Here is a 25,369-nt window from a genome sequence, read left to right as displayed (position 1 = left end):
CCCTGTAGTCGTTGCTTAATTCGGTACTTTAATCACGTCACCAATACGTAACTGAGCAGACGGTTGCATATCATTCATTTCAGCGAGTTTTGATGTATCAAGTCCATAACGACTTGCTAAACCAATCAGCGTATCGCCGCGTTTAATACGGTATTCACTAATAGTTTTAGGGACTTGTAAATTTTGACCGACACGCAGTCCTGCACGCGGGTTCAAGTTATTTAATTCAGCCAATGCTGCCACAGTTAAACCTGTCCGACTAGCAATCGAATTTAAAGACTCGCCTGATTTCACAGTATAGCTTTCAGTATTTGTTGGTTTCACATTGCTCGTAGAGGATTTAGCTTCCGTTTTTTTGGTTTCAGTTGCTTTACTAGCTACATCAGCAGGTAGTTCACCATCTACTTTTAAACGCTGCCCTACACGAATCGCACTATTGGTATTTAGGCCATTTAATTCAGCTAAATAACGTAATTGAAGATGATATTTCTTCGCAATCACACCCAATGTTTCACCTGATTTCACCACATGAATATCGGTCGCATCAACGGAATTCGTTCGTGTATTGGTTTTGCTTTCAATTTTGGTCGCCTCAGCTTTGGTTTCTACTTTAACCGGTGCGACATCACCTGTTAATTTTAATTTCTGCCCAACGCGTAGACCAGAACTACGCTCTATACCATTTAAATTTGCGACATAGTCCATGCCTAAATCATAGCGACTAGCAATGCCTGTCAGTGTATCGCCAGACTGCACCACATATGTATCCGGAACAGTTGAACTTGCAGGAACTTTAATGCTTTGCCCAGCCATCAGCCCACTATTTACCGACATATCATTTAGACTCGCCAATTCTGACAAACTGATTTTTGACTGCGTCGCAATGCTGTAAAGCGTATCACCACGCTGCACTTTATAGCTTTCAACTTTATACGCAGGATCAACTTTGACATTTTCAATGCGATTCACGACTTTGCTTTCGAGCTTCTCAACTTCTGCTACAGCTTGTAATGGCACATTAATTTTTTGCCCCACCATCAAGCTACTGCCAGCCGTTAAGCCAGTTGTTAAATCTGCCAACTCTTGATTTGACAGCGCATAACGATCTGCAATGAGTTTTAGATATTCACCACGTTTTACCGTGTAGGATTTGGTTTGAACTTTTGCAGGTTTTTCGACAACTTGAGCGGCTTTCTTATCAGCTTCCAATTTTGCTTTCGATGCAGGCGTTTCTTTTAGGGATAATTTCTGTCCAACATATAAACCACTCGTGGTGGTTAAACCATTGTAGTCGGCGAGTTGCTTCGTACTTAAACCAAATTGACTCGCAACAGCTGTAAGACTGTCATTTGCTTTCACCACATAGCTATCTGCGATAGGCTTAGCTTTCGATTCTTCATTATTTTGCACAATCGGTTTCGCATCATATAAATAGATGGTCGTACCGACATACAAGGTCGAATCTGGCGAAATTTGGTTCCAAGCTGCAATATCACGCCAATTCACGCCATTTTTCATCGCGATCAACGCTAATGTGTCGCCCGCTAAAACTGTATAAGTACTGCGTTTACCTTTAGGTGGTACAACTACAATTTCAGAATCTGTACGAATGACATTTTTACCTTGGTTGCGTTTGGCTTCTTCGGAATCTGCACCTGTATTTTCAGCCACGCTTTTCGGGTAAGAGAACCCTTTGGTCAGTTCTTTACCTTGTTGATCTGCAATCGACTGGCTGGTCTGAATCGCAGTCAACTTAATCTTGCCATCATAAGGATCGACAATTTCAGTGCCTTTCGGCGCAATAGCTTTAATTTCCTGAACGACTTCTTCTTGTTCTGCTTTAGTCGCTACTGGTTTTAATACCTCATCGACTGTTTTGGTCTCACCTTCAGCTTTAATAGCCGCCATGATTTGCTCACGCTCATTTGCGCTGAGTGGTGGCTCGACAGATACGGCTTTCACAGGCGTCGAAGGTGTTACAGCGACTGGAATACGCGGCGCACTTGGAATATCACTATTCGATGCAAATGCAGCCAAAGCAGATGATCCTATTGGCGTTTTGCCTTTCGTTCCTGATGGAACACTCGGCGTTACCGTTGTAGCGACTACAGGTGGTTTGGCAGAAGCTGTCACTGTCGGCTGTGTTTTAAGCGTAGGTGGCGTCACTTTAGCGGGCTGAATAGTTTTACTATTTAATTCCGGCGGAGTAACACGTGACGGTGTTATTTCAACATTATTTTTTGGTAAGTTATAAGTTGAATTACTTGCCCAATAACCTGATGAACCACCTGATTGTAATTTTTTCAAACGTGCATCAACTGATGGACTCACATCCGCAGGAATTAAAATCCGCATTGGGCTGCTGCTATCAATCACATCGCCACGATGACCAGGGTTTAGTGCATAGAGTTCTGCACGGCTTAAACCGGTAATAGATGCAATTTCATTTAAATTTGCAGGCCCTACAGCCACTTCACGAAAGTGTGGACGGTTGGCAATTGGTGGCAAACTTACGCCATAGGCACTTGGATTTTTAATAATTTGAGCAACAGCCAAGAAACGTGGGACATAGTTCATGGTTTCTTGGGGCAGTTTTAGCGACCAATAATCCGTTGGCAAACCTGCCGCACGGTTACGGTTAATCGCCTGTTGAATGCGGCCCGGCCCTGCATTATATGCAGCCAAAGCCAATTCCCACGAACCGAACTGGTTATGTAGCGCACCTAAAAACTCATAAGCTGCACGCGTTGATTCCACTACGTCACGACGACCATCATACATTGAGGTTTGTTTTAAGCCGTAAATACGTCCAGTACTTGGAATAAATTGCCATAAGCCCGCTGCGGCTGCACTTGAGGTTGCTGCTGGGTCATAAGAACTTTCAATCACTGGTAATAACGCCAACTCAGTCGGCAAACCACGACGTTCTGCTTCTTTAACCGTGTGATATAAATAACGGGACGCACGCGCACTTAAACGATCAATATATGGTTGACGTGAAATAAACCAACCACGCTGCGCTTCAATTCGCGTATCCCAGTGGTTCAAATCCATTTTGAAACCCACAGTCATACGCTTCCAGACATCACCATGCTTCAGTACTAAAAGGCGATCGCCTTCTACGGCACGCATGTCTGTTGCAGAAAGTAAATCTTCGAGTGAATCTAAACTATTGGCATCGAGAAAGTTTGAGCCAACTTGTTTACTTGCTGAGTTCTGCTTAGTCGTTTGCGATGAAGAACAGCCCGTCAGACCAAGAGCTGCGAGCGCAGAACCCAAGACTGTAAATTTAAAAATTTGTGGTAACGTAGGCTGCCAGACAGTCGCAGTTGATTTATACATAAAAAAATCCAGACAACTCATATAAAATTTATTTTTTAGATATGCCATTGTAGTGAAGCAGAACACAGACACAAGGCGTTAATTTAACGCTATTTCAGTATAAATGTTACAAGAAATTAAAAAAATCGCCAGAAATGGATTTCTCTCTGTCATTTGCGTTATACAATATACGGTTCTGAATGCTTGTTTTTCTCCGGATTTGATTTATGTCTCAAACAATCACGCTTTATGTTGATGGTGCATGTAAAGGCAACCCTGGCTTAGGGGGTTGGGGGGCGTATATCATCCGTGAAACTGGAGAAGAAAAACTCTGCGGTGGTGAAGCTGAAACCACCAATAACCGTATGGAATTGACTGCGGCAATTGAAGGTATTCAACACTGTCCGACCGATGCAAAACTGATCATTTGGACAGACTCTAACTATGTCAAACAAGGCATTACCGAATGGATTCATGGTTGGAAAAAGAAAAACTGGAAAGATGTTAAAAATCCAGATCTGTGGAAATTACTGGATGCAACTTGTCAGGGTCGGGAAATTGAATGGAACTGGATTAAAGGACATGCAGGCCATCCGGGAAATGAAATGGCTGATCAATTGGCCAATCTAGGCGCTGAAAAAACCCTCGAACACATCAAACAAGCGGCATCATCTACAGCTGAAGTACCTAAAAAAAAAGCTGAACCTGACTGGCTATTAAATGATCCATTTGGACTTGAATTTGCTGATAGCGAGGATGAAGCAGAAGAAATCTCAGCCGAGTCAGCTATTGACGCAGAGCAGATTGATGACATTACGATAGAACAACAAGCAACAAACACGGCATCAACGTTGAATGAAGCTGCCCCTATACAGTCTAAGCAAGCTGCTGAAATCCATCCAATGATTGTCATTACACCAGCAACCGTCGATGTATCTGGCCCACGACAATTAATTTTGGATACGGAAACCACAGGTTTCTATTTCCAAGATGGCGACCGTATTATTGAAGTCGGTGCAGTGGAAATGATTAACCGCAAACTGACCGGTAGCTCAATTCATATTTATATCAACCCGCAAAAACCTGTCGGTGAATCTGAAAATATTCACGGAATCAGTGATGACTTTCTAAAAGACAAACCACTGTATGCTGACATTGCTGATGTATTATTTGACTATCTAAAAGGCGCAGAAATCATTGCGCATAACGCAACCTTCGATATGAACTTCCTAGATATGGAGTTTAAACGTGCAGGTTTTGTTGCCTTATCGGAGGTATGTGAAGTCACCGATACCTTGGCTATGGCCAAAGCCAAGCATCCAGGCCAGAAAAACTCACTCGATGCATTAGTGCGTCGTTATGAAATTCCACAACGTGACCGTACCTTCCATGGTGCGTTACTCGATGCGGAAATTCTGTCTGACGTATACCTAGCAATGACGGGCGGTCAGGTTTCCTTTGATATCGATGCCCTGACCCACTCGCAAAATGAAGATGGTTCGCAAACCCGCGCCGCTGTTGAAATAGAATTACCTGTGATTTTACCTTCAGCAGATGAACTTGAAGCCCATGAGACATGGATCAAACAATTTGAAGAAAAACATGGTACACCTTGCCTTTTTGCGAAATAAAATCTAAATTTCGTGTTACTTTTTGTATATAAACAATTCTTACATACGCTATAGTAAAACCATAAACATGGACCGCCTTAAGGGGCGGTTAATAAACAAGATAAAACATCTAGGAAAGGTGCAGATACATGTCTTACCAAACCTCTATCCATTTTGATCCAACGGCTTTGCTGATAATAAAAAATGAGGTTGATAACTCAATCAAGTTAGTCGAATCAGCAGTCAGCACCTTAGTTGAAGATCAAACTTTACCTTTCGGGATTGATGATGCACTGATTCAATTTGAACAATGTGCTCAAGTACTAGCTTTAGTTGATATGCCAAGTTTGGCAAAAATCGCTCAATATTCAGCAGAGTTAATGCGCAAGATCATGGGGAATCCTGCGCAAATTAACACTCAAGAGGTCATCGCACTGAGCGAAGGCACGACCATGCTGAAACGCTACATCGAATTTATCTGCCTACGTGAAGTTAAAATTCCACAATTCCTGCTGGACAGTCTTAATCGTCTAGAACTATCTTTAGGTAAACCTCTAACGTCGGAAGGCCAACACATTGAGTCCCTACTCGATTGTATTACTCCTGACTTTGACTTACCTCAAGCTCCTGCACTTGAAAAATCAAAATACGTTCACCGTCTGTATAAGTTGGCGTTGAATAAATTGATTAAACAAGAAGAAACTGAGCTGGATTTGCAAGCGATTAAATTGGTCGGTGCGTATTTAGCAGGCCTTTCAGACAAACATCCAAGTAAACAATATTGGAACTTGGTTTTTGTTGCGTTTAATCAAATTGATCAAATCTTAATTACCGATGCTCGTTTACGTACCTTGGTAAGCATTGAACGCAATATGGCTCAATATTTTGCAGGAACTGAGCGCTTTAAAGCATCCATTTCTGATTTAGCCAATGTCTTAAGTCTAAACATTAGCCAAGAAGATGACATTTCTTATCATATTCGTGGCAAATTAAATATCGGTGAAGACCTTCTTACCGACACCCAATTGCAAGTTTTCAGTCGTCATTTATATGGTCCTGACTTCGACACCATGCATACCATTGGTGAATTGGTTACGACTGAAATGACGCAAATTCGTAATGATATTGAATTTAACTATCAAAATATGACGCCTGAAAAAACCCAAGAACTTCAAGCGAAATTAAACGAATTGGCAAATATTTTCAAAGTCTTGAACTTAAATGAAGCGTATAACGACCTGTCGCGTCAAGCTGCGTCATTAGGTAATGCTGAGATTTTACAAGATGAAAGCTTTGCCCAGCAGTTGATGAACAATATCTTGTCTGCCATGAACTCGATTGGTGTGCTTGAGCGTCATCACACTTCTAGCCGCTTACAACTTCGTGTGAATAATATGAATATTTCACTCGATCGTTTAGATGAAGCACACGCTGCCCTGTTAAATGAGACCAAGGTTTTAATTGATGCTGCTAGCCAATCTTTGGTTCAGTATTTACAAAACCAAGATTTGACACAACTTGAAGCGACTGCAACTCAATTCCGTGAAATTGGTGGTGCAATGTTGTTCCTCAATGCAGATGCAGCTCAAAATGCGCTGAATTCAACAGCTCAATTCATTGTGAAACGAGTTGAATCTTCAACAGCGATTGATGCAAATGAAGTGAATCAAGCATTAGATTCATTGGCAAGCGCAGATATGTTGATTGACAATTTAAAGAACAAACAACCTGTTTTACAGGGCATGTTTAAGGTAGCATTGGACAGTAGCGAAAAACTGAAATCAGCAGCGGCCTAATGTCTAAATTATCACTTGCGTATATCTTCAAACAACAGCAATTGCTGGTCGATGAAAACTTTCAACTTCCCGAAGTTGAGCAACTCGCAAGTGATTTAAATATTGGCACGGGTGATCGAGTGATTGCCCGTGATCTACTTGAAAATGAGCCAATTCCTGAAGGCTTACAACTCATCCCTATTCGTCAGCTTTTACAACTTTGGAATGTTCAGCAATTTGAACAAGCCAGCCGTGCTATTCAACTTTTAGAATGGCGCCGTAATCATAAATTTTGTAGCCACTGCGGTACTGCAACTCAAGTCCACGCCACAGAATATGCTATGGTTTGCCCTGCTTGCGGTTATCACCAATACCCTCGTGTCAATCCTTGTGTCATTACCGTCATTACCCGTGGTGAAGATGAAATTTTATTGGCAAAAAATGCAAAAAATGTCCGTGCTATGTATGGACTGATCGCAGGTTTTGTTGAAGTGGGTGAAACTCTAGAAGAAGCGGTTCGTCGTGAAACTGAAGAAGAAGTTGGGCTGAAGGTCAAAAATATTCAATATCTGGCAAGCCAACCTTGGCCTTTCCCAAGTAATTTAATGATCGCCTTTAAAGCAGAATATGCTTCAGGTGAGCTTCAATTACAAGAAGAAGAAATAAGTGATGCGGCTTTCTTTAAATTTGATGCATTACCTGAAATTCCGTTCAAAGGAAGTATCGCCCATTCGATGATTATGCATGTCATCCATGGGTCTGCTGTTGCAGATGACACTGAAGCATGGTTATAAGTAGCTATTTTTAGTAAATAAATCATGCAATAAAAAAACCGCCATACTTGGCGGTTTTTATTCTCAATCATTTAACCAAAGACATTAAGGTGGACTAATTTCATCGAGTACACGCATGATTTCAGCTTTGGTTTTAAAGAAGCGACTAAATAAACTCGAAACTGAACCAATCATCGTGATGTGCCCAACACGTGGGATTTGAATCAACTGACTATGGTTGCCTGAGGCTTTTAATCGACGATCAAAATCTTCACTATTGCTATGGCCAACGATATTGTCTTTATCCGCAGTGAATAGATAATGCTTCACTTGATTGTGCTCAACAAAATAATACGGCATCACTTGTTGATACGGTACATTTTGATCAAAGGCATCTGCACAAATCGGATCACCTTTATAATCAAAATGATATGGCCCTGCCAATCCCACAATTGCACGAATATTCTCTTTCACTTGTAGCTGATAAGGCGTCGGATGATACAGTGCAGACATGACATTAAATGCCCCTGCCGAATGTCCCATTAACACCACATTTTCCACTTCAATCTGCAACTTATGCTGAGACTGCGTCAAATAGTTTAATGCAAGGCTAAGATCATCAATTGAAACCGGAAAAATATATTCAGGTGCGAGATGGTAATTAATGACAGCAACATCGAAGCCTTCTTTGGCAAAAGCTTCACCAATGAATCCATAGTCCTTTTTGTCACCATGCATCCACGCTCCACCATGTACAAACACGATGAGTGGACGTTGCTGACGAGGTGCTGACGTGCGATACAAATCTAGGCGATGGCGCACTTTTAGACCATAAGGGATATTGTTTTGAACATGATATCCTTGTTTGGGTGTCAGTCGATTTAATGCATAACTGCCAAAATCATATAACCGAAAATTTCGATATAAAGATTTAGCCAAATCCATTTTTTGCTGAAGCCGCAGAGACCATTGATTCATATTTTACAGCATCATTTCCGACATTTTATTGAGCATTTGGATCGACAGCATCCGGATCTATCGCTACAGGCGTTTGTACTTCAGGTTGCACATTACCTACAGCAGGTGTGGTGTAACTTGAGTTAATTGAACGTGCCTGTGGATTTGGGTTCTGATCAATATTATCGATTAAAGTGATAATTCGCGTTACATTACCCACTTGTTGCAAGATTTGATTTAAGTCTGTGATTTCCGCACTGTTTAAACGGCCCATCACATAAAGAACAGCATCTTCAGTATGAATGTGTACTTTGCTGTCAGATACCACAGGCGCTTTCATAATCAAACCACGGGTATTCGCAGTGACCGCAGTATCTTGCATGATGGTGCTATAGCTGATCTGATTACCCACTGTAATATAGTTATGTACAGTTTTGACATCACTCATTGAACGGACATTTTCTTCTGCCAATTCTTTTAAATGATTATCTGGCACTTGCCCAGTCAATAAGACATTGCCATGAAAACTTTCAATATTGACACGTGACTGTTTAAAACGAGTATCTAATTTATATAAGTTAATTTTTGCTGTTCGAACAATGGAAGAGTCAATAAAAACTTGTCCCAATGAGCGTGCGCCGCTTTCAGTTCCTACAGGTGCTGATCCTGTTCCATTCGAAATAAAACTCGCACAGCCAGATAAACTTGCGACACAAAGCATCGTTATTGCAATACGCTTAACCACTCAGCACGACTCCTCAAATTTCCACACGTATTTTTCTATGCGTTTACACAGTTTGTTTTATCAAAGATTAATCAACTCTTGATCAAAAGTAAAAGCATTTTCAATCCATTGCTGATGATACGGGTATTTAGAAAAGTCTTGCTGTAGTGTTTTTGCAAAGTGTTGATAAAAATCAAAACAAATTGCATCAAAGCGACAATAATAATTTTGATAATGTGACTGTTCATTTAAAAAATGCAACGCAGTCTTCATCATCTTACGTTGTTTATGAATAGAGATACTTTCGATGGCTTGGGCATAACGGGTATGCGAACGAGCTTTAACTTCAATAAACACCAATTCTTGACCACGTGCAACGATCAAATCAATTTCACCATAACGACTATGATAATTCTGTTGCACCTGTACATAGCCTTGCTGCTCAACCAAACGCAGCGCTTGCCGTTCTGCCCACTGCCCCAGATTCATCTGTCCCAAATTCATCTGCTCTAAGTTTAGCTGCATCGTTTCATCCCTAAAGTGAGATCGCCACGATACCTTTTTTACTTCGCTCATAGCAGTGGGGAACACGCTGAATATTGTTTTGACTAATTTTGATTAGTCCTGTTCGCCCCTGAAACTCAATACTTTTTAATTTCGGTTCTTGCAAATATTGTTTTGCAATATGCCATGTGTCCCCACCAAAAGCTAAAAGACGTTGATATGGCATATCTACTGGATTTTCCTCATAAGCTCGGATCAGGTCAGGCCAACGTGCATCATGTAAGGCAGGTGCATCACAAAATTTCAGTCCTATAGGAATGGGCTTAGTAGCCTCAATCGCATTGGCTACGCTATATAGTTTCGCTTTGGGCAGTTTTGTTTGACTGTTTATCCATTCATTATTGCCTAACAACAACACCCCTTGATTTTTGTCCAGCTTCGTTGGGAGTTGTTCAACCACTTGTATCGGCACTGAACTTTGACTAATTAAGGACATGAGCAATAATTCATGTTCTGCCTCAGTTGCAGGCTGACGTAACACTAACACTTGCGCTAGTTTGTCTTTTTCGAAGACTTTTTGGAGTGCTAAAGCATCATCACGTTTTGATAGACTGTACTGCCAGACGTTTGGAATTTGGCTCGTCGTTTCATTTAAAGCCAACACGCGGACTTTAGGCTTTGCTTTTACAAGTGCTTCTACATCTTGACGTGCTAAAGGACCAATCACCAATTGAGTTTTTTTATTGACCTGTTGCTTCAATATCGCTGCAATTTGCTTTTGATTTGAATCTACAAACTTAATGGGCACTTTGTAGTCTGACGATTGATATGCGCTATTGAAACCTTGCTTAATACTGGATGCGGCTCGCGCCATAGGGCCAGATTCAGGTAGAATGACCAAGACGTCTGCCTGTGCAGCAGTAAACAGACTGCTTAAAAGGCAAAGACCCAAAATTTTGTTCTTATTATCCAACATGGAGAAACCTATGAGTGCTCAGTTATTTGTTGTTGCAACTCCAATCGGGCACTTAGATGATATTAGTTATCGTGCAATTGAGGTATTGAAGTCGGTTAAAATTATTGCCGCCGAGGATACACGAACTTCCGCACAATTACTTAAACATTTTAGTATCAATACACCTTTAACCGCCTGCCACGACCATAACGAAAGTAACAAAATAGACCAGCTGATTGAACGCCTCGAAAAGGGTGAAAATATGGCGCTAATCAGTGATGCAGGCACGCCATTGATCAGTGATCCTGGCTTTAAATTGGTTCGAGCTGCACAAGAAAAAAATATTCGTGTCATTCCTGTGCCAGGTGCCTGTGCTGCCATTGCTGCTCTCAGTGCTGTCGGCCTACCCAGTGACCGTTTTAGTTTCGAAGGCTTTTTACCTTCTAAACAGTCACAACGTCTTTTAGCATTGGAAAAACTGAAAGACGAAACTCAAACCATGATTATTTATGAAGCGCCGCACCGTATTGTGGATTGCCTAAAAGATATGTCGAATGTCTTTGGTGCAGATCGTCCTGTGGGCTTTGCACGTGAAATTACCAAAACATTTGAAACTATTAAAAAAATGTCTTTGGGTGAATTGGTTCATTTTGTCGAATCTGATCACAATCAGCAAAAAGGCGAAATCGTTTTGGTGATTGGTGGTGCGACCGAAGAAAAAGACCTAGAGCAAGAAAAGTTAGACAAATTGCTAACACGTTTACTTCAAGATTTGTCCGTGAAAGCTGCCTCTCAATTGGCTGCAGATTTAACTGGGATTAAAAAGAAAGTGGCCTATCAACGTGCTTTAGAGTTAACCCAAGCGAACGATTAAGCTTAATTTTTTTTATTTTTAATTTGAACCGCTTATGGGACCTACGGGTTCCATAAGCTATCCCATACAATAATTTAAATAGAATGAAAAAAGTTGCTTATAACATGTCCATAAATCTGTCTGTCAAAAAACCGCTGATGTTCATTCTCTTTAATCTGGTTTGGCTCACCGCCCTTGCACATATTATTTATACTGGCATTCAACCCTATCCGCACTATATTAGTGGCGAGCAAATGACGGCCGATCATAGCGCGATTGCGATGGTCTGTGGATATTGTTCCCTCTATTTTGTAGTCGGTAATTTACTCAAACTGAGCCAATTTTGGGATAGGCATCGCTATTGGGCTTATGTCGTTTTGAGTGCGGTATTACTTTTTCAATCTTTTGTCGCTGCTGTGGCGGCCATGCATGCACCGCCGTATATTGCTGCATTTATTATTAATTGTATGTTTTTGCTTTTACTGCATTTTGTGTTCTATCCTATTTACGCGATCAGTCGTAAATATATGAAGCCAAAGACGGCTTGAAGCGACTTCACATCTTATTAACGACTTAACTTCTTGAGCAAACATGCTACAGAGTTAAAAAATGAATGACGTTCATCATCGCACAAGCGAATGAAGCAAAAAAAACACCACATGACGTGGTGTTTTTTCACTTTTAATCTTTTGCCGATTCGTCTGGAGGGACTTCGGTAATACGACCACCACGCGCTAAGAACGCCGCAACTTCATCTTCAAGCGCCTGACGTTGTTTTAGTTTTGCAGTCACTGTTAATGTTTCAGCTTCAGAGGTGTCACCATCAGAGGCAGAATCAGCTGCGTCACCTGCACCTTTTTCAGCTGCTTGTGCTTCATCTTCATCAACTACAGAATCTTCTGGATCATCATAATCGTTCATATCAGTCATTGTGTTCTCCCCGCGAATGACTTCTGTTTGCCAGCGAATGGCTGGTTTTAAATTAACAGAAATTTAGCAATCTCTGAGCATTTCGACTAGTACCCACAACCAAAAAATCGTATCTTTTTTAATCAAAATCGTAACCTTGTTTATACGACTGTCTAAAAAATATCAGACTTTGACCTAAGCTGCGTAGATTGTCTCTTTTAAAATACTCAGACCATTGGCTTGAGCCATAAACGCATCTTTTAGAACAGTCTGATTTTCCACTTGTTTTAAACCAAAGTTTCGCGCCCACACCACAGGTGAAAAAGTGGTGGTTTCTAACCAACCAATCGCGGACATACTATGCATCATGGCATCGTTTTGCCCTTTACGGCGGTGCTCATAGCGCTTCAAACTTTGTTCATGTGCCCACACACCTCGTTTTTTATCGGTCAAAAGCACATCGCAAAGCACCGCTGCATCTAAACAGCCAATATTCACGCCTTGTCCTGCAAGCGGATGAATCACATGGGCCGCATCTCCAATCAGCGCTAGACCATCATGAACATATTGCTGTGCAGCTCGTGCCTTCAATGGAAATTTAGCACGTGGCGTTGCTTCTAAGACTTCGCCGAGCATGTGATGGCTTTCTCGAGTGAGCAACGCAGTAAATTCAACATCGGATAAAGCCACATATTCATCGGCATAATCATCTGGTAAGGTCCACACAATCGATTGCCAATAACCGCTTTCTTCTTTTTTCAGACTCGCCATCGGCAAAAATGCCAAAGGTCCTGTTTCTAAGAAAATTTGACGCGCTACATGCTGATGCGTTTGGGCGGTTTTAATTGCACAGCTCACACCAGCTTGTTTATAGTCCAGCACATCTAGATCAATGAAAGCTTGCTCACGGACAAATGAGTTTGCACCATCTGCACCAATCACCAGTTTTGTTTTGAGCTGGGTACCATCTGCGAGGTGAATGATCCACACACCAACGCCACGCTCAACTCGACTGACCTTGACTTGGGTTCGGTAGTCTTCGAGTTGTTCTAGCATTTTTTCTTGAATGGCTAAATTCAAAACACTTGGTTCGACCATTGAACCTAAAGCTTGCTCAACTGATGGCGTTTGCTCTGTAGCATGGCCAAAATTGATTTCGCCATAGCCATTTTTATTCCACACCTGCATGCCTGTATAAGGCTGCTGACGGGCAAGCTTTTCCCAAATGCCCACGGTCTTGAGTAAATGAATAGTGGCCTGACTAAGCGCCAAAACCCGAGGATTCGCAATACTTTTGGTTTTTTCTGCATCCAAAATAGGTGCCGCATCCAATACCGTAGCCTGCACACCTCCCTGCGCCAATAACAATGCCGTTAAACCACCAACCAAACCACCGCCGACAATTACGGCATCCAATACATCTGTTTGATTTAAACTCATGCTTTTAGCCCCATTGCATAATTCGCGACCAAAGGCTTGATACCCGGAATGGTGTCAAAGGCAACTAACCCAGTATTGCGGATCAATTTTAAAATTGGGTTTTGGTTGCTAAAACCACGAACAACTGAATCACAGAATTTAATCACCCGCTGCTGATCGGTCAGGCGCGATTTTTCATAATCCAGCAACATAGCTGCATCACCCAAATCGGCATTTTTTTCAACTTGCTCTGTTAAATAACGGCGCAGTACATAGGCATCACGCATACACAAGTTAAAGCCCTGACCCGCGACAGGATGAATAGTATGCGCAGCATTGCCCATCAGCACCACACGGCCGACAGCTTGTTTTTCTGCAAGCACTTGGGACAATGGGAAGCTGAAACGTTTACCTGTTTTTTTGAATTTACCTGCACGGTCGCCATAGGTTTCTTGCAAGGCATCTAAGAAATGCTGATCATTTTCATCACCCATCCACTCGCCTTCAGTTCCTTTCGGCACAGGCCAAACCACTGAGCGGCGGTATTCCCCCGGAAGTGGCAACAGCGCTAACGGGCCAAGTGGACTAAAGCGCTCAAAGCCGACATGAGCATGCGGTTTAGAGGTTTGTACCGTCGTTACAATCGCCACTTGATCATAATCATGTTCTGATGCGCCGACACCTAGGGCTTTACGGCAGAATGAGTCACGGCCATCTGCGGCAATCACAATTTTAGATTGTAGTTTGAGCTGTTCTTCAGCACGCTGTGCTTCTAAATATGCAAAGTCTGCATCCTGCGTCAGTGAAGTCACTTGTACGCCATCAATTAATTCAATCAACGGTTCTTTTTTGACTTCTGTGAGCAGCACACGGCCTAACCATGCATTTTCAATGACTTGTCCAAAGCTTTCGACTTTTTCTTGTTCTGCTTTGAGTCTTGCCTTACCAAAACTACCTTGCTCTGTAATATTCACTTCTAAAATAGGTGTGGCGTGTTCCTGCAAAGCATCCCAGAGGCCTAGTTCTTGATAAATTTGCACCGTACGGCGTGACAAGGCGCTGTTTCGTGCATCAAAACTCGAGTGATAAGGCTCAAGGTTTGCATCATCATAATTGGGGTATTTAATGGCTTCTAAAAGTTTTACGCCAATTTTGGCTTTGGCCAACATGAGTGCCAGACTTAAACCGACCATTCCACCACCCACAATGATGACTTCTTGCTGCATGCGTGTTTCCTTATCTGTTGTATTCGATTCGAGTGTCGAAATACGTCATTTATATATTGGATTTATCTTACATCATGACTCAGTTTTTTGACATTGTAATACACGCTCTTGTTGTAGTTTGTGAGGATTGAGCGATGCTTTTAAATCCTGTGTGATTGAGTAACCCCATACGCTCATCACAATCCAGAATGGAATCATTAGAATTGAAAGATACGCACGCCATGTGGCTTTTATGCCATATTGATATGGCTGCGGTCACTATGTTTTTTGCACAGGCAATGGATATTGCTTTAGTCGCACAGTACGTATATTTCGAGGTCAATAAAATAGAAAATGCAGCATTACAAATAAAATAAAGTAAAAATAGTAAAGAAGCCATATAGCACATCAAATTCATGGGGATGACAGAGAAACCAATTTGTGCTCTTCAACCATGGAAAAACCATGAAATGCAATATGCAAATAATGAGCATAGTTAGGCTAAGAAAAATTATCTGTTTAATTTTTTCTGTGCGTGTATAACTTGAGCTGAAGTTTGTCATCTTATTCTCTTCTTTATTATGATGGCTATTCAATCAGACATATTATCTACTTACTTTACCTATCCATGAAATTTAATAAGCCATTGAATTGAGGATATAAATAAACATATAGATCTCAATAAGGAAAAAAACATTTTGGTTTGTACAATTGTTGGTTTTTATGTCGGAGGCTGTGCTCTCCCAATATTGATTTGTCTTTGACTTTTATCATAGTTCGCAAATAGACCCAAAGACTATGAGACATTCAAGAATTCAGACCTTATTATTTTCTCAATGATTATATATGTTATTGTATAGCAATAATATTTAAATAATTCAGTCAAAATATTTGGATCAATATGAGTCAAAAAATATTACAACGCTATGAACAACTACTAAACGATTCTGCTTCTATCAAAGCTATGGCAAAAAAAGCTTATTCAGAATATAGCGGAAGCTATGATACGTTGGGTGATGAGGGTGATGCTCTTTACCTTGAATGGAAAGTTAAAGTTAAAAATCTATTATTGCTATCATGTGGTGAAAAATCTATTCATTACCGTGATTTTTTAGATGCTGAAGAAACTCAAAGCTTTGATACTAACACTAGAATAATCAGTAGATTAATTCCAATTTTGAAAGCAGCATATGATGATTTTAAAAATGGTTTTTTAACTTCTTTCAAACAAATCGTTCAAGCTGAAGTTTTTGATAGTGAATTAGAGCAAGCACGGTCGCTCTTAAATAGTGGTTATAAAAATTCAGCTGCTGTGATTGCTGGTGTAGTTCTAGAAACCGCAATTAAAGAACTATGTTTAAATAATGAAATAGAATTAGAGAAGAAAAAATTAACACGATTAAATGAAGACTTAGCAAAAGCAGGAGTTTATAACCCTCTCCAACAAAAACTCATCACAGCTATGGCTGATATTCGAAATAATGCAGCCCATGGTAACTATGATCAGTTTACAGAGGAAAATGTTCACAGAATGATTGAGGATATCGAGAGGTTTTTACTAGCTTACTCTTCATAAAACTATCAGATTTACATAGAAAAAAATTAATTAACATAAAAAACTCTTGTACACAAAAAAGCCGATCATCTGACCGGCTTATTCTCTTACAGTAAATTACTTCGCCATCAAGGCTTCAATGTCTTCCACCGACTTGACCACTGCAGCTGTTAAAACACGTGGACCTGCTTTAGTTACAGCCACATCATCTTCAATACGAATACCGATACCACGCCATTTCGCATCAACGCTTTCATCATCAGGCGCAATATAGAGCCCCGGTTCAACCGTTACAACCATGCCTTCTTCATAGGCACGCCATTCACCGTCTTGCTTGTATGAACCGACGTCATGCACATCCATACCAAGCCAATGACCCGTACCATGCATATAGAATTGGCGGTAACTTTCTTTTGCGATGATTTCGTCAATATCTCCTTGCATAATGCCAAGATCCAATAAACCTTGAACTAAAATACGCACTGCAACGTTATGTGGTTCTTTATAAGAGTTGCCGATACGCACCGCATCAATCGCCGCAATTTGCGCATCGAGTACGATATTATAAAGTGCTTTTTGTTCAGGGCTGAATTTACCGTTGACTGGGAAAGTACGGGTAATGTCTGAGGCATACAGCTGATATTCACATGCTGCATCAATCAGTACCAAATCACCATCTTTGAGTTCTTTGTCATTTTCCACATAGTGCAAAATACAGCCATTTTCACCGCCGCCGACAATGCTGTTATAGGAAGGCACACAGCCATTTTTACCAAAGACATAATTCAGTTCTGCTTCTAGTGCATATTCCATCATGCCTGGTTTAACCGTTTGCATGGCACGAGTATGCGCTTCTGCTGAAATATCCGAAGCAATCTGCATCAATTCAAGTTCATCATTAGACTTATGCAAACGCATTTCATCAATGATGCGATCTAGTTGAATGACTTGAGCAGGCGCACTTGCACCCTTACGTGATTCACCACTTGCAGCCGAAATCCACTGCGCCACACGAGCATCAAAATCTGGTTGCTGCCCAATACGGTAGAATAATTTATCTTTATTTTGTAATTTTTCTAAAATTTCTTCGTCTAATAAATCAATGGCATAAGCCTCATCAGCTTCATAATTTTCTACAGCCCCATCTACACCCGCACGGTAGCCATTCCAAATTTCCATTTCACGGTCACGTTCACGGCAGAACAAACTATAGCTATAACCTTCTTCTTCGCTATCAAAGGTTTCAATCACTGCAACCGCTTCAGGTTCAGCAAAACCTGTTAAATAAAAGAAACTACTATCAGCTCGAAATTTATAATCTGCGTCGCGATTACGCATGGCTTCTTTGCTCGTGGCAATAATTGCAATACTACGTAGTCCCATTTCACCCGCAAGGATGTCTCGACGTTCTTGAAAATCCGCTTGAGTTAATTTCTTCATTGATATGCTTCTTATACGCTTGGACTATGATTGATTTAATAGGATGATGAACTCCTTAGATAAAGCCCATCATCTATTAATTATTAATGCAAAAAGAATGCCTTAACTTGGACGATGTGGAGTGAACATTTCAACCACATTGCCCGCTTGAGCCGATGAGTTTTTAGCGCTCAGCTGTAACAACGGTGTTTCTGAAACATCTACTTTGGTACGTCCCATCGATAGGCTTACTGGGATTAAACGTACAAATTCGTATAATTCCTGATAGCTTTCTTCACCTTCTTCATCATCATCTGAATCTTCAAATTCTACTGAAGCGACATCTTGTAAATGCTCAATCAATTCTTGCTCATTGGTACGCAGATGACCTGCCGCTAAACCAAAACCAAGAACAACACCTGCACACCAATCTGCCAAGGCTTGCACACGCTCACCTAGCAAGTGATCATCATCTGGTAATAAAGGAAGATAGTCGAGTTCATCATCTGAAAGTGAATGAGCTACATCTTCTGCTTCTTCAGTCAACAATGCCACCGCATCTTCGTCTAATTCAGCTACATCAAGCGTTGCTAAAATTTGTTGCCACTCTTCACGACTCGGGGGTTGTGACACACAAACTATACCAGTGAGTAGACCGTGTAACTCACTTGGGCTTGAAATTTCTTCAATTTTAGAAAAATTCTGGGACCAATCTGACCAACCTGAAATATCGTCTTGCATTCGCTTATCCAATCTCTATACTTCGTATATATTACCTTTGTTTGCAAGACTGTGCGACTACGTTATGTTAGAAGAATTACAGCGTCTCCAAGCGCATATTAGCGTTTTAAAAACGCGACTGGCGCAATTTGAAAGCGAAAATGGTGCCTTACAAGATGAGAAAAACTCATCTAATGAGCAGCATCATGCTCAAATTGTACATAAGAACGGCATTATCACCTCGAAACAAGAAGAAATTGAAACACTGAATGAGCAATTAACTGATTCACGTGCTCAACTTCAACAGCTCAATACTGATGCAACTGCTTTGGCTGACCGATACAGCCGCCTCGAAAAAAGCTGTACTGATCTAAAAAATCGTTTTCAGGAAATTTTGGCAGAGCGTAATGAGTTACGTATCGTCAAAGAAAAAATGCAAAATGAACAACGTCATGCTCAGCAAGAAATTCAAGGTTTAAAGCAAGAACGTGAACGTCTGCTTCAAAAAAATGAACATGCCAAAGCCAAAGTTGAAGCGATTATTCAACGTTTAGCCATTTTAGGTACTGCTCAAGATCAACATGCACAAGAAATTCAACAATTGGCGCATCCGGCTGAAAGCAATGAGGAAGTTTGATCATGAGTGAACAAATTGCAGTTGATTTAAAAGTTCTAGGTCATAGTTTCCGTTTAGCGACGACCTCTGACCAACAAGCAGATTTAGAACGCGCAGCACAATTACTGAATGACAAATACGATGAATTTCGTCGTAAAGCACCACGTATGGAACCGAGTAAACTGATCATTATGGTCGCACTTGAGTTAATGCAAGAAGTCCTGTCGATGAATAAGAGTTTGCAAGAATATGCAAACTGCGAACTTTTGTTGCAAAATATTTTGGAACAAGTGGAAGAATTGACTGATTAATCGGTGGTTTAGTGATTATACTTTACCCGATTGCTTCATTTTAAACACTTTGTCCGCGTTTGGTGATTTGCCAATAACGCTGAATTCGTTATACTGAGCACATCTCTGAGGTGTTCGCCAGCTAGGTCTAATCCCCTGCCGATACTTAAACTTATGGATGTGTTCTGTATATTCTGAGCGTATGCCCTCCTTGTGTGGGAAACCCAGCGAGTGTACGTCGCGTCCACCTTGAACTCATCGGGTTCAGGGTCACGACATTTGCAGCGGCATCTTCGGAGTGTTTATTTTCCAAATCATTAAATGAATTTTAAACATTCATCTCAATTCAAAAATACTCTAAAAAATTCACTATTCTATTTCTGTTCTATTCAACTTCTGTTCCTCGCTTAAATATTTCATTCAAGTTTGTTCATTTTCAAAAGCTTATTTAGTCCGCCTTATTCAATCTTTGAGTTGTTTCCAGTTTGGCTTGCTGCTCATCTAAAGATCTGTCCATTTCAGGGAGTATTTGGCGTAAATATTGAATAGATGAAATGGCTTCATCTACTTGCACGACACCTTTTTCAACCAATCTATATTGTTGCTCGAGTAAAGCGAGTACTTGATTTTGATTCGGCTGCTGCCCCTGACTCATCTGCGTATTTATTTGCTGAAATTCTTGAAATACTTGTTCACGTTGCTGTAATAACTGGGTGTGCATTTCCTTATCTTCTCTTTCTTGTTTTTGTTTTGAACTTTGATCATTTAAAGCATTTTTAGTGGTTTGCACTGTAAGCGGGCTAAGAACTATTTGTGTATCCAGTTGAGTCTGTTGCTGCTTTATGTGCTGTTGCCGTGGTTTTAAAAACTGAATCATAAACAATAAAATCAAGCCAACCACTAACCCGATAACAATCCATTTCTTATACATGATTCAATCTCTAAATATTCTTCAATTAAAAAATTCAGAGCCGATTTGACTCTGATTTTTCCATTTTCTTTTGATTTAAACTGTTTTACTGACTGCCCCATCCTGCTGGTGCATAACCTAAACGAACACGCTGTGGGTGATTGCCAACTGGAACTGTGATGACTTTTTCACCTGTTGCAAAATCAATCACGGTTACTGCATCTGTGGCACTTTCAGAAATGACACAACGTTTACCATCTGGACTTTGCGTTGCCCAATACGGTTTGCCTGCAGCAATCAATTTCGCCGCGGTCAAAGTTTTACGATCGACGATGGTGGCATAATCATCCATCGTTCCTGCGACACATAGTTTTTCACCATCTCCACTGATCGAAAGCCCATGATGGCGTGAGTCATTCACCCATTTGGTGCGATCAGAGGGAATAGTTGTACTTCCTGGAAGCTGTGCAATGCGTGTGACTTTGCCTTGATTGAGATCATATTCGACCAAGCCATTAAAAAATGAGACTTGCGCATAGATTTTGGATTCATCTTTGCTAAACACAATTGGACGCACAGCGTTTGATAGGTCTTTACGACCAAAGGCATCCAATGCAGGACGAAAATCAATTTTCTTCAAGACTTTAAAATTATTAGCATCGGCAATGGTGATATAGCGTTTGCCTTTAGTGAAATCCTGCCACGCTGCATCCATTGAGGTTTCCACATTACCTATGGCTGAGTTAAGAATTTTTGTGCCGCCATCAAAGTAAATATTTTCATGTGGCTTATCTCCTGTGGCAAAGCGCCCGACTTCCTTGCCTGTGTTGATATCGAGTATATGTACGACATTTCCTGAAGACGCTGATACTGCAACCTGTTGCCCATCAGGGGATACTGCCATATGGTCTGCTCGAAATCCCTCAACGGGTGTGCGCCAATTAATTTTCCCTGTTGCAATATTAATCGAGACAACATCTGCATAGCTTGGGCGTGATGCAACCACCGATTTGCCATCTGGTGTGGAATACATATCATCGACCAATTGATCATTTCCCTCTCCTGCTGTATTACGAATATAGCTATAGGCAATCAATTTTACTGGGTTGAGGTAAATCTCAGTGAGCCGTTCCTTTTTGTCGGGCACCATATTGATAACACCAACTTTTTGATAGTTTTTTGCAGGATTGATGACTGTAACCGTACCATCCCAGTTATTACCCACAAAAAAAACTTGCTGGCTATTGGGTGGAATGGGTGCAGTGCTGGTCGCTGCGAAAGTGAGTGGAGACACCATGATTGTCATCGAAAGAAGTGTCCTAATCCAGAGATTCTTTTTCATTTTTATTGTCCATTAATTTGTTTTTATGCATACCTTTTGAGCTACGTCATCAGATAAGTGTCGCTTTTTAAGCGCAAAGAAAGCTTATTCAATATACAAGTGTAGATATAGCGTATTTGTTTTAATTCCGATGAGTTGTTGATTAAAACCAAGTCTTCAATCTGCATTCACTTTTTGGGAAGCAAAAAAAAGCACCCGAAGGTGCTTTTTTAGTTCATCAAATGATTAGTAAATAATTTGATTATTGTTGATTAGGTCATCTAGTTCGACTTTGCTCGTTTGATTGAGCAAGACCACGAGATCTTGTGATTCGTATTTCAGACCTGATGTGCCATCACGGTCAATTGAAATCACAGCTGAATCAGTTTCTTCGTCATATGCTACTGTTACAAACTCTGCGAGATTCGCTTCAGTTGCATCGTCAGAAAGTAATGAAGAGATATCGATTTGGTCAGCAATAGAAAAATCATTTACTGTTGTTAATGTATTACCGCCCAAATTGTCATCTGCAAGAAGGTCAAAAACAATATCATCACCAATAAGTAAACTTTCACTTTCTAATGAGAACATCGCAAACGATGCTGTCGCAGTCACTGTTTCCTAACTCTGTTTCGAGCTGGGTTGTAAGTACATTTACATCTTGAATTGAGGTTTCAGGGACTGTAACTTTCACTACAAAATCTTCAACTTGACTACTTGAAGTGCCTTGATAAGCATAATACCCATCTGAATCTTTGCTTACTGATATACCATTTACCGAAACTTTGGCATCAACTAAAGCATCAAGAGCAGCAGATTTAAATTTCACACCATTTACATTCACATTTGCCTCTGCATCATTTAGAACTTCTGCATGTAAAGTAAATTGTAAAACTTTCTCTGGAACGCCTGCTTCCGGAGCTATTACACCAAGTTGATCCTGTCCATTTTGATTTTTCTCATCTGTCTTAGCAATTTGAGTTCCATCCGCAAATAGCACACCTTCCAACATATTAATTTGGAAACCACTTACATTTTGGACACCCGTAATACTCAAGTTAAAACCATCATTATAGTTGGTTGTATCAGAGTTGTTTAAAATCATTGAATTGACAGGATATTTTTCACCTGAATACGCTTCATCAAATACAATCCAGTCACTCGGAGTACCTTTTTCACCTCCAAAGTCTTTAGGGAAACTATTTGAGAAATTAAGCCCAAGCTCATTCTGAGTCAGAACTTTGTCAATTTTCTCCCAATTGATAATAATAATTTCAGAAACGTTAATTTCACTTTTCAAATTAGTAAAGATTCTTAGCGCTTCGTTAATTTTATTGAAATCATTACCATACTGTGGATCATTGATAATAGCTTGCATCTGTGCAGCAATATCTACAATTTTCGCACCCGCAACAAGATCATCAGAAACATAATTACCTTGTGCATCTTTATAAATCGTACCTAGGTTTGGAACGTTAATCACTGAACTTGACGCACCACCACCAGTTCCACCTGATGTTGACCCTGATACCGAAATTTCACTTGTTAATGTTGCTTTTAACTCAATGAGTTCAGCATTGCCAGTTACAGGAGTTGTAACTTTACCATCAGTAACTTGAAGACTTATCGAAGGCAATACAGCACCTGAATTTAGCTGATCCGCACCTTTCTGAGTTAAGGTTACAGATTGATCAGCCAATGATAATTGATAGAAACCGTCGGCACTAACTGTCGAGCCATTAGCAAATGTCACAGTCAGACTATCATTATCTGCATCCGATGCAGCATAAGCAGCAATTTTTTGACCGGCAACAGCTGCACCAACAGTGACTACTTCTGGTTCAATTTCAATTTCAGGTGCTACGTTTGTTACAGAAGCAGGATACAAAATTACACCGAACTCTAATTCTGAACTTGCAGTTGAACCATTCGATTTTTCAGTTGCAAGAGATTCAAGCTTCACGTTCAACTGTAAAGAATTACCCGTAACAGCCAAACTTGGTGGTGCAATCGCCACTAAGTTTGAACCTTCGATACTCATTCCATCAGCGACAAAACTTAAATTGCCATTTGTATCCGCAGTTCCAAGCAATACTCGAGTTCCGTCCTCTGTAATAGCATAAATTTTCATACCTTAATATCAGCATAAGATAGTGTTTGACCCGCGATGATTGGTGTTTTATTCCCAGCAGCATCTACGATTGTCAATACACCGTCTTTTGGCAGATTTGTTACCGTAATAACAAGCTGATCATTTGCTGTATTTGCATCTGAAATACCAAAATGCGCCCATGTTAATGTCACACTTTGATCTTCTATCGTAACCACTTGGGTTGTCTCAACTTCAGGAGCGATATTGTCCACTGGGACAGTTTTATCTACTTCCTCACCCGGATTACCTGATTCATCTTCATAGCTATCTGTAGGGACAGTTACTGTAACGTTACCATCAACACCTGGAGGTACTTCACCAGTCACAATATAAGAGCCGTCAGGTTGTTCCACTGGCGGCGTAAATGGTACTTCGATTGGACCATTTGGACCTTCAACAACGATTTTATCTTCTGTAATCGTCGATGGATCAACATCATCAGGATAAGTTACAGTAATCTTACCATCTGGTGTAATCGTCACTTCTGCTACAAGCGGAACCATATTGATGTTTTCGTTGCCTGTACCTGGTAGACCCAGGTTACCCGAAGTGTCTTCATATGAACCTTCTGGTACATTAACCGTAACTTTGCCTTCAACGTCCTCTGGCACTTTACCCGTTACCGTAATTGAACCGTCTGGTTGAGTCTCAGGTGTACCAAACTCAACCACGATGTCTTTGCCATTTGGATCTTTAACCGTAATTTGGTCAGGCGTAATTGTGGATGGATCAGTGTCATCAGGGTAAGTCTGTACGATGTCACCATTCGGTGTCACAGTCACTTCAACTTGTGGACGCTCAGTTGTCGCATGTTCAACTTTTCCTGGCGTAAATAAATATGCAAAACCAGATAATTTATTGTTTCAAAACAATATGATTGATGCATACAAAATACATGTGCAACGTGATGAAAAATTATGCGCAGATGATCAAGCTAAGAACCAAAAATGTGCAACTAAACTCTATATAGATGAATTTAAAGCGGGTGATTTTTATATTAATAATTCTGCTGATTTTTATTTAAAAGAAGGCGAATACCAATTTAAGGTGAAAAATTGTACAACTCATTGTAAAAATTATTCAGTTAGCTATTGTGTAAACGAAAAGTCACTTTTGAATAACTTATTACTTACAGTTGATAATAATGGCAAACCTATTATATTAAATAATGATGGCACTACGATTAATAATTGCCCGATTAGAGAAAATGCTCTAAATAATGTGATAAAACCAATTGAACCTAGTTTAGATAATATAAATTTAGCTGCCGATTCTTTATTTAAATTTAATGGTGGCAAACTAAATGATTTACTTCCTGCAGGTAAATCAAGCTTGAATGAACTAGCAACTAAACTTAATAACCAATATGCACGTGATTGAT

Annotated in this window: 25 protein-coding genes and 1 other RNA gene; 11 read left to right on the top strand and 15 right to left on the bottom strand. The window is 40.4% G+C overall.

Annotated elements, in window-relative coordinates:
• Positions 1–15: 15 nt before the first annotated feature.
• On the bottom strand, positions 16–3,342 hold the full coding sequence (locus tag FTV03_RS07210) for a LysM peptidoglycan-binding domain-containing protein (RefSeq protein WP_180004172.1): 3,327 nt from the start codon (positions 3,340–3,342) through the stop codon (positions 16–18).
• Between the two features lie 206 nt (positions 3,343–3,548).
• Here FTV03_RS07210 and dnaQ point away from each other — a divergent pair, with 206 nt between their 5' ends.
• From dnaQ to nudC, 3 genes are all read left to right on the top strand, one after another.
• Positions 3,549–4,952 carry a DNA polymerase III subunit epsilon gene (dnaQ, locus tag FTV03_RS07205; protein ID WP_180040724.1) on the top strand — a complete coding sequence of 468 codons (1,404 nt, stop codon included), beginning with the start codon at positions 3,549–3,551 and terminating at the stop codon, positions 4,950–4,952.
• Positions 4,953–5,080: 128 nt separating this feature from the next.
• Positions 5,081–6,727 (top strand): chemotaxis protein, encoded by a 1,647-nt coding sequence (locus tag FTV03_RS07200; RefSeq protein WP_180040722.1) that lies wholly within the window; start codon positions 5,081–5,083, stop codon positions 6,725–6,727.
• On the top strand, positions 6,727–7,500 hold the full coding sequence (gene nudC / locus FTV03_RS07195) for an NAD(+) diphosphatase (RefSeq protein WP_078192931.1): 774 nt from the start codon (positions 6,727–6,729) through the stop codon (positions 7,498–7,500). The genes FTV03_RS07200 and nudC overlap by 1 nt, the downstream gene beginning before the upstream one ends.
• Before the next feature lie 84 nt (positions 7,501–7,584).
• Here nudC and FTV03_RS07190 read toward each other — a convergent pair whose 3' ends face one another.
• From FTV03_RS07190 to FTV03_RS07175, 4 genes are read right to left on the bottom strand one after another with little or no spacing between them, the layout of a single operon-like run.
• Complete coding sequence (locus FTV03_RS07190; RefSeq protein ID WP_180040720.1) at positions 7,585–8,457, bottom strand: alpha/beta hydrolase; 873 nt, start codon at positions 8,455–8,457, stop codon at positions 7,585–7,587.
• Between the two features lie 25 nt (positions 8,458–8,482).
• A complete protein-coding gene (locus FTV03_RS07185; protein WP_180004165.1) occupies positions 8,483–9,181 on the bottom strand; it encodes a BON domain-containing protein in 699 nt (232 codons plus the stop codon).
• 60 nt (positions 9,182–9,241) lie between these two features.
• Positions 9,242–9,649, bottom strand: coding sequence for a YraN family protein (locus FTV03_RS07180; protein WP_180040734.1), 408 nt, complete (start codon positions 9,647–9,649; stop codon positions 9,242–9,244).
• Positions 9,650–9,695: 46 nt separating this feature from the next.
• Entirely contained in the window at positions 9,696–10,640 is a 945-nt protein-coding gene (locus FTV03_RS07175; RefSeq protein ID WP_180024160.1) for a penicillin-binding protein activator, read from the bottom strand.
• Positions 10,641–10,650: 10 nt separating this feature from the next.
• Here FTV03_RS07175 and rsmI point away from each other — a divergent pair, with 10 nt between their 5' ends.
• Positions 10,651–11,493: a 16S rRNA (cytidine(1402)-2'-O)-methyltransferase gene (gene rsmI / locus FTV03_RS07170; protein WP_078189168.1), complete on the top strand. Its 843-nt coding sequence runs from the start codon at positions 10,651–10,653 to the stop codon at positions 11,491–11,493.
• Between the two features lie 104 nt (positions 11,494–11,597).
• Positions 11,598–12,020, top strand: coding sequence for a hypothetical protein (locus FTV03_RS07165; RefSeq protein ID WP_180040718.1), 423 nt, complete (start codon positions 11,598–11,600; stop codon positions 12,018–12,020).
• 133 nt (positions 12,021–12,153) lie between these two features.
• Here FTV03_RS07165 and FTV03_RS07160 read toward each other — a convergent pair whose 3' ends face one another.
• From FTV03_RS07160 to ubiH, 3 genes are all read right to left on the bottom strand, one after another.
• Complete coding sequence (locus tag FTV03_RS07160; RefSeq protein ID WP_078189169.1) at positions 12,154–12,402, bottom strand: hypothetical protein; 249 nt, start codon at positions 12,400–12,402, stop codon at positions 12,154–12,156.
• A gap of 174 nt (positions 12,403–12,576) precedes the next feature.
• On the bottom strand, positions 12,577–13,821 hold the full coding sequence (locus FTV03_RS07155; RefSeq protein WP_180040716.1) for an FAD-dependent monooxygenase: 1,245 nt from the start codon (positions 13,819–13,821) through the stop codon (positions 12,577–12,579).
• Positions 13,818–15,026, bottom strand: a complete 1,209-nt coding sequence (gene ubiH / locus FTV03_RS07150) for a 2-octaprenyl-6-methoxyphenyl hydroxylase (RefSeq protein ID WP_180040714.1) — start codon at positions 15,024–15,026, stop codon at positions 13,818–13,820. Before ubiH ends, FTV03_RS07155 begins: the two co-directional genes overlap by 4 nt.
• Before the next feature lie 188 nt (positions 15,027–15,214).
• On the opposite strand from ubiH, the gene FTV03_RS07145 reads away from it, so the two are divergent.
• Positions 15,215–15,382, top strand: a complete 168-nt coding sequence (locus tag FTV03_RS07145) for a hypothetical protein (protein WP_180040712.1) — start codon at positions 15,215–15,217, stop codon at positions 15,380–15,382.
• A 524-nt stretch (positions 15,383–15,906) separates the two neighbouring features.
• Positions 15,907–16,581: a HEPN domain-containing protein gene (locus tag FTV03_RS07140; RefSeq protein WP_180040710.1), complete on the top strand. Its 675-nt coding sequence runs from the start codon at positions 15,907–15,909 to the stop codon at positions 16,579–16,581.
• Between the two features lie 96 nt (positions 16,582–16,677).
• Here FTV03_RS07140 and pepP read toward each other — a convergent pair whose 3' ends face one another.
• Both pepP and FTV03_RS07130 read right to left on the bottom strand, forming a co-directional pair.
• A complete protein-coding gene (pepP, locus tag FTV03_RS07135; RefSeq protein ID WP_180040708.1) occupies positions 16,678–18,000 on the bottom strand; it encodes a Xaa-Pro aminopeptidase in 1,323 nt (440 codons plus the stop codon).
• A 102-nt stretch (positions 18,001–18,102) separates the two neighbouring features.
• On the bottom strand, positions 18,103–18,720 hold the full coding sequence (locus FTV03_RS07130; RefSeq protein WP_180004153.1) for a UPF0149 family protein: 618 nt from the start codon (positions 18,718–18,720) through the stop codon (positions 18,103–18,105).
• A gap of 64 nt (positions 18,721–18,784) precedes the next feature.
• Here FTV03_RS07130 and FTV03_RS07125 point away from each other — a divergent pair, with 64 nt between their 5' ends.
• The 3 genes from FTV03_RS07125 to ssrS all read left to right on the top strand — a co-directional run bounded on the left by FTV03_RS07125 (position 18,785) and on the right by ssrS (position 19,908).
• Positions 18,785–19,336, top strand: coding sequence for a hypothetical protein (locus FTV03_RS07125; protein WP_180012162.1), 552 nt, complete (start codon positions 18,785–18,787; stop codon positions 19,334–19,336).
• Positions 19,337–19,338: 2 nt separating this feature from the next.
• Positions 19,339–19,626, top strand: coding sequence for a cell division protein ZapA (locus FTV03_RS07120; protein WP_168378082.1), 288 nt, complete (start codon positions 19,339–19,341; stop codon positions 19,624–19,626).
• A 99-nt stretch (positions 19,627–19,725) separates the two neighbouring features.
• Positions 19,726–19,908: non-coding RNA, 6S RNA (ssrS, locus tag FTV03_RS07115), on the top strand.
• A gap of 145 nt (positions 19,909–20,053) precedes the next feature.
• Here the strand turns inward: ssrS and FTV03_RS07110 are convergent.
• The 5 genes from FTV03_RS07110 to FTV03_RS07090 all read right to left on the bottom strand — a co-directional run bounded on the left by FTV03_RS07110 (position 20,054) and on the right by FTV03_RS07090 (position 24,764).
• The gene (locus FTV03_RS07110; protein ID WP_180040706.1) at positions 20,054–20,536 is read right to left on the bottom strand and encodes a hypothetical protein; all 483 of its coding nucleotides are present in this window, start codon (positions 20,534–20,536) and stop codon (positions 20,054–20,056) included.
• Between the two features lie 85 nt (positions 20,537–20,621).
• On the bottom strand, positions 20,622–21,821 hold the full coding sequence (locus FTV03_RS07105) for a YncE family protein (RefSeq protein ID WP_257220712.1): 1,200 nt from the start codon (positions 21,819–21,821) through the stop codon (positions 20,622–20,624).
• A gap of 261 nt (positions 21,822–22,082) precedes the next feature.
• Complete coding sequence (locus FTV03_RS07100; protein ID WP_180012168.1) at positions 22,083–22,427, bottom strand: type I secretion C-terminal target domain-containing protein; 345 nt, start codon at positions 22,425–22,427, stop codon at positions 22,083–22,085.
• On the bottom strand, positions 22,408–23,967 hold the full coding sequence (locus tag FTV03_RS07095) for a hypothetical protein (protein ID WP_180012170.1): 1,560 nt from the start codon (positions 23,965–23,967) through the stop codon (positions 22,408–22,410). The genes FTV03_RS07100 and FTV03_RS07095 overlap by 20 nt, the downstream gene beginning before the upstream one ends.
• Positions 23,964–24,764: a cadherin-like domain-containing protein gene (locus FTV03_RS07090; RefSeq protein ID WP_180040702.1), complete on the bottom strand. Its 801-nt coding sequence runs from the start codon at positions 24,762–24,764 to the stop codon at positions 23,964–23,966. Before FTV03_RS07090 ends, FTV03_RS07095 begins: the two co-directional genes overlap by 4 nt.
• Between FTV03_RS07090 and FTV03_RS07085 the strand changes: the two genes are divergently transcribed.
• Positions 24,745–25,368, top strand: a complete 624-nt coding sequence (locus FTV03_RS07085; protein ID WP_180040700.1) for a hypothetical protein — start codon at positions 24,745–24,747, stop codon at positions 25,366–25,368. The genes FTV03_RS07090 and FTV03_RS07085 overlap by 20 nt on opposite strands.
• Position 25,369 lies beyond the last annotated feature (1 nt).

Origin of the sequence: Acinetobacter sp. YH12218 (assembly GCF_013417925.1) — a bacterium.
Lineage (GTDB): Bacteria > Pseudomonadota > Gammaproteobacteria > Pseudomonadales > Moraxellaceae > Acinetobacter > Acinetobacter amyesii.
This window is presented reverse-complemented; position numbering and strand designations above follow the sequence as displayed.

Excerpts from the sequence above, each read along its gene's own strand:
- ubiH (WP_180040714.1), bottom strand. The coding sequence starts at position 15,026 with ATGCAGCAAGAAGTCATCATTGTGGGTGGTGGAATGGTCGGTTTAAGT.
- FTV03_RS07125 (WP_180012162.1), top strand. The coding sequence starts at position 18,785 with ATGTTAGAAGAATTACAGCGTCTCCAAGCGCATATTAGCGTTTTAAAA.
- FTV03_RS07105 (WP_257220712.1), bottom strand. The coding sequence starts at position 21,821 with ATGACAATCATGGTGTCTCCACTCACTTTCGCAGCGACCAGCACTGCA.
- rsmI (WP_078189168.1), top strand. The coding sequence starts at position 10,651 with ATGAGTGCTCAGTTATTTGTTGTTGCAACTCCAATCGGGCACTTAGAT.
- FTV03_RS07095 (WP_180012170.1), bottom strand. The coding sequence starts at position 23,967 with ATGAAAATTTATGCTATTACAGAGGACGGAACTCGAGTATTGCTTGGA.
- FTV03_RS07085 (WP_180040700.1), top strand. The coding sequence starts at position 24,745 with ATGTCACCATTCGGTGTCACAGTCACTTCAACTTGTGGACGCTCAGTT.
- pepP (WP_180040708.1), bottom strand. The coding sequence starts at position 18,000 with ATGAAGAAATTAACTCAAGCGGATTTTCAAGAACGTCGAGACATCCTT.
- FTV03_RS07110 (WP_180040706.1), bottom strand. The coding sequence starts at position 20,536 with ATGTATAAGAAATGGATTGTTATCGGGTTAGTGGTTGGCTTGATTTTA.
- FTV03_RS07210 (WP_180004172.1), bottom strand. The coding sequence starts at position 3,342 with ATGTATAAATCAACTGCGACTGTCTGGCAGCCTACGTTACCACAAATT.
- dnaQ (WP_180040724.1), top strand. The coding sequence starts at position 3,549 with ATGTCTCAAACAATCACGCTTTATGTTGATGGTGCATGTAAAGGCAAC.
- FTV03_RS07180 (WP_180040734.1), bottom strand. The coding sequence starts at position 9,649 with ATGAATCTGGGGCAGTGGGCAGAACGGCAAGCGCTGCGTTTGGTTGAG.
- FTV03_RS07100 (WP_180012168.1), bottom strand. The coding sequence starts at position 22,427 with ATGTTCTCATTAGAAAGTGAAAGTTTACTTATTGGTGATGATATTGTT.
- nudC (WP_078192931.1), top strand. The coding sequence starts at position 6,727 with ATGTCTAAATTATCACTTGCGTATATCTTCAAACAACAGCAATTGCTG.
- FTV03_RS07165 (WP_180040718.1), top strand. The coding sequence starts at position 11,598 with ATGTCCATAAATCTGTCTGTCAAAAAACCGCTGATGTTCATTCTCTTT.
- FTV03_RS07120 (WP_168378082.1), top strand. The coding sequence starts at position 19,339 with ATGAGTGAACAAATTGCAGTTGATTTAAAAGTTCTAGGTCATAGTTTC.
- FTV03_RS07190 (WP_180040720.1), bottom strand. The coding sequence starts at position 8,457 with ATGAATCAATGGTCTCTGCGGCTTCAGCAAAAAATGGATTTGGCTAAA.
- FTV03_RS07140 (WP_180040710.1), top strand. The coding sequence starts at position 15,907 with ATGAGTCAAAAAATATTACAACGCTATGAACAACTACTAAACGATTCT.
- FTV03_RS07200 (WP_180040722.1), top strand. The coding sequence starts at position 5,081 with ATGTCTTACCAAACCTCTATCCATTTTGATCCAACGGCTTTGCTGATA.
- FTV03_RS07130 (WP_180004153.1), bottom strand. The coding sequence starts at position 18,720 with ATGCAAGACGATATTTCAGGTTGGTCAGATTGGTCCCAGAATTTTTCT.
- FTV03_RS07155 (WP_180040716.1), bottom strand. The coding sequence starts at position 13,821 with ATGAGTTTAAATCAAACAGATGTATTGGATGCCGTAATTGTCGGCGGT.
- FTV03_RS07175 (WP_180024160.1), bottom strand. The coding sequence starts at position 10,640 with ATGTTGGATAATAAGAACAAAATTTTGGGTCTTTGCCTTTTAAGCAGT.
- FTV03_RS07145 (WP_180040712.1), top strand. The coding sequence starts at position 15,215 with ATGGAATCATTAGAATTGAAAGATACGCACGCCATGTGGCTTTTATGC.
- FTV03_RS07160 (WP_078189169.1), bottom strand. The coding sequence starts at position 12,402 with ATGACTGATATGAACGATTATGATGATCCAGAAGATTCTGTAGTTGAT.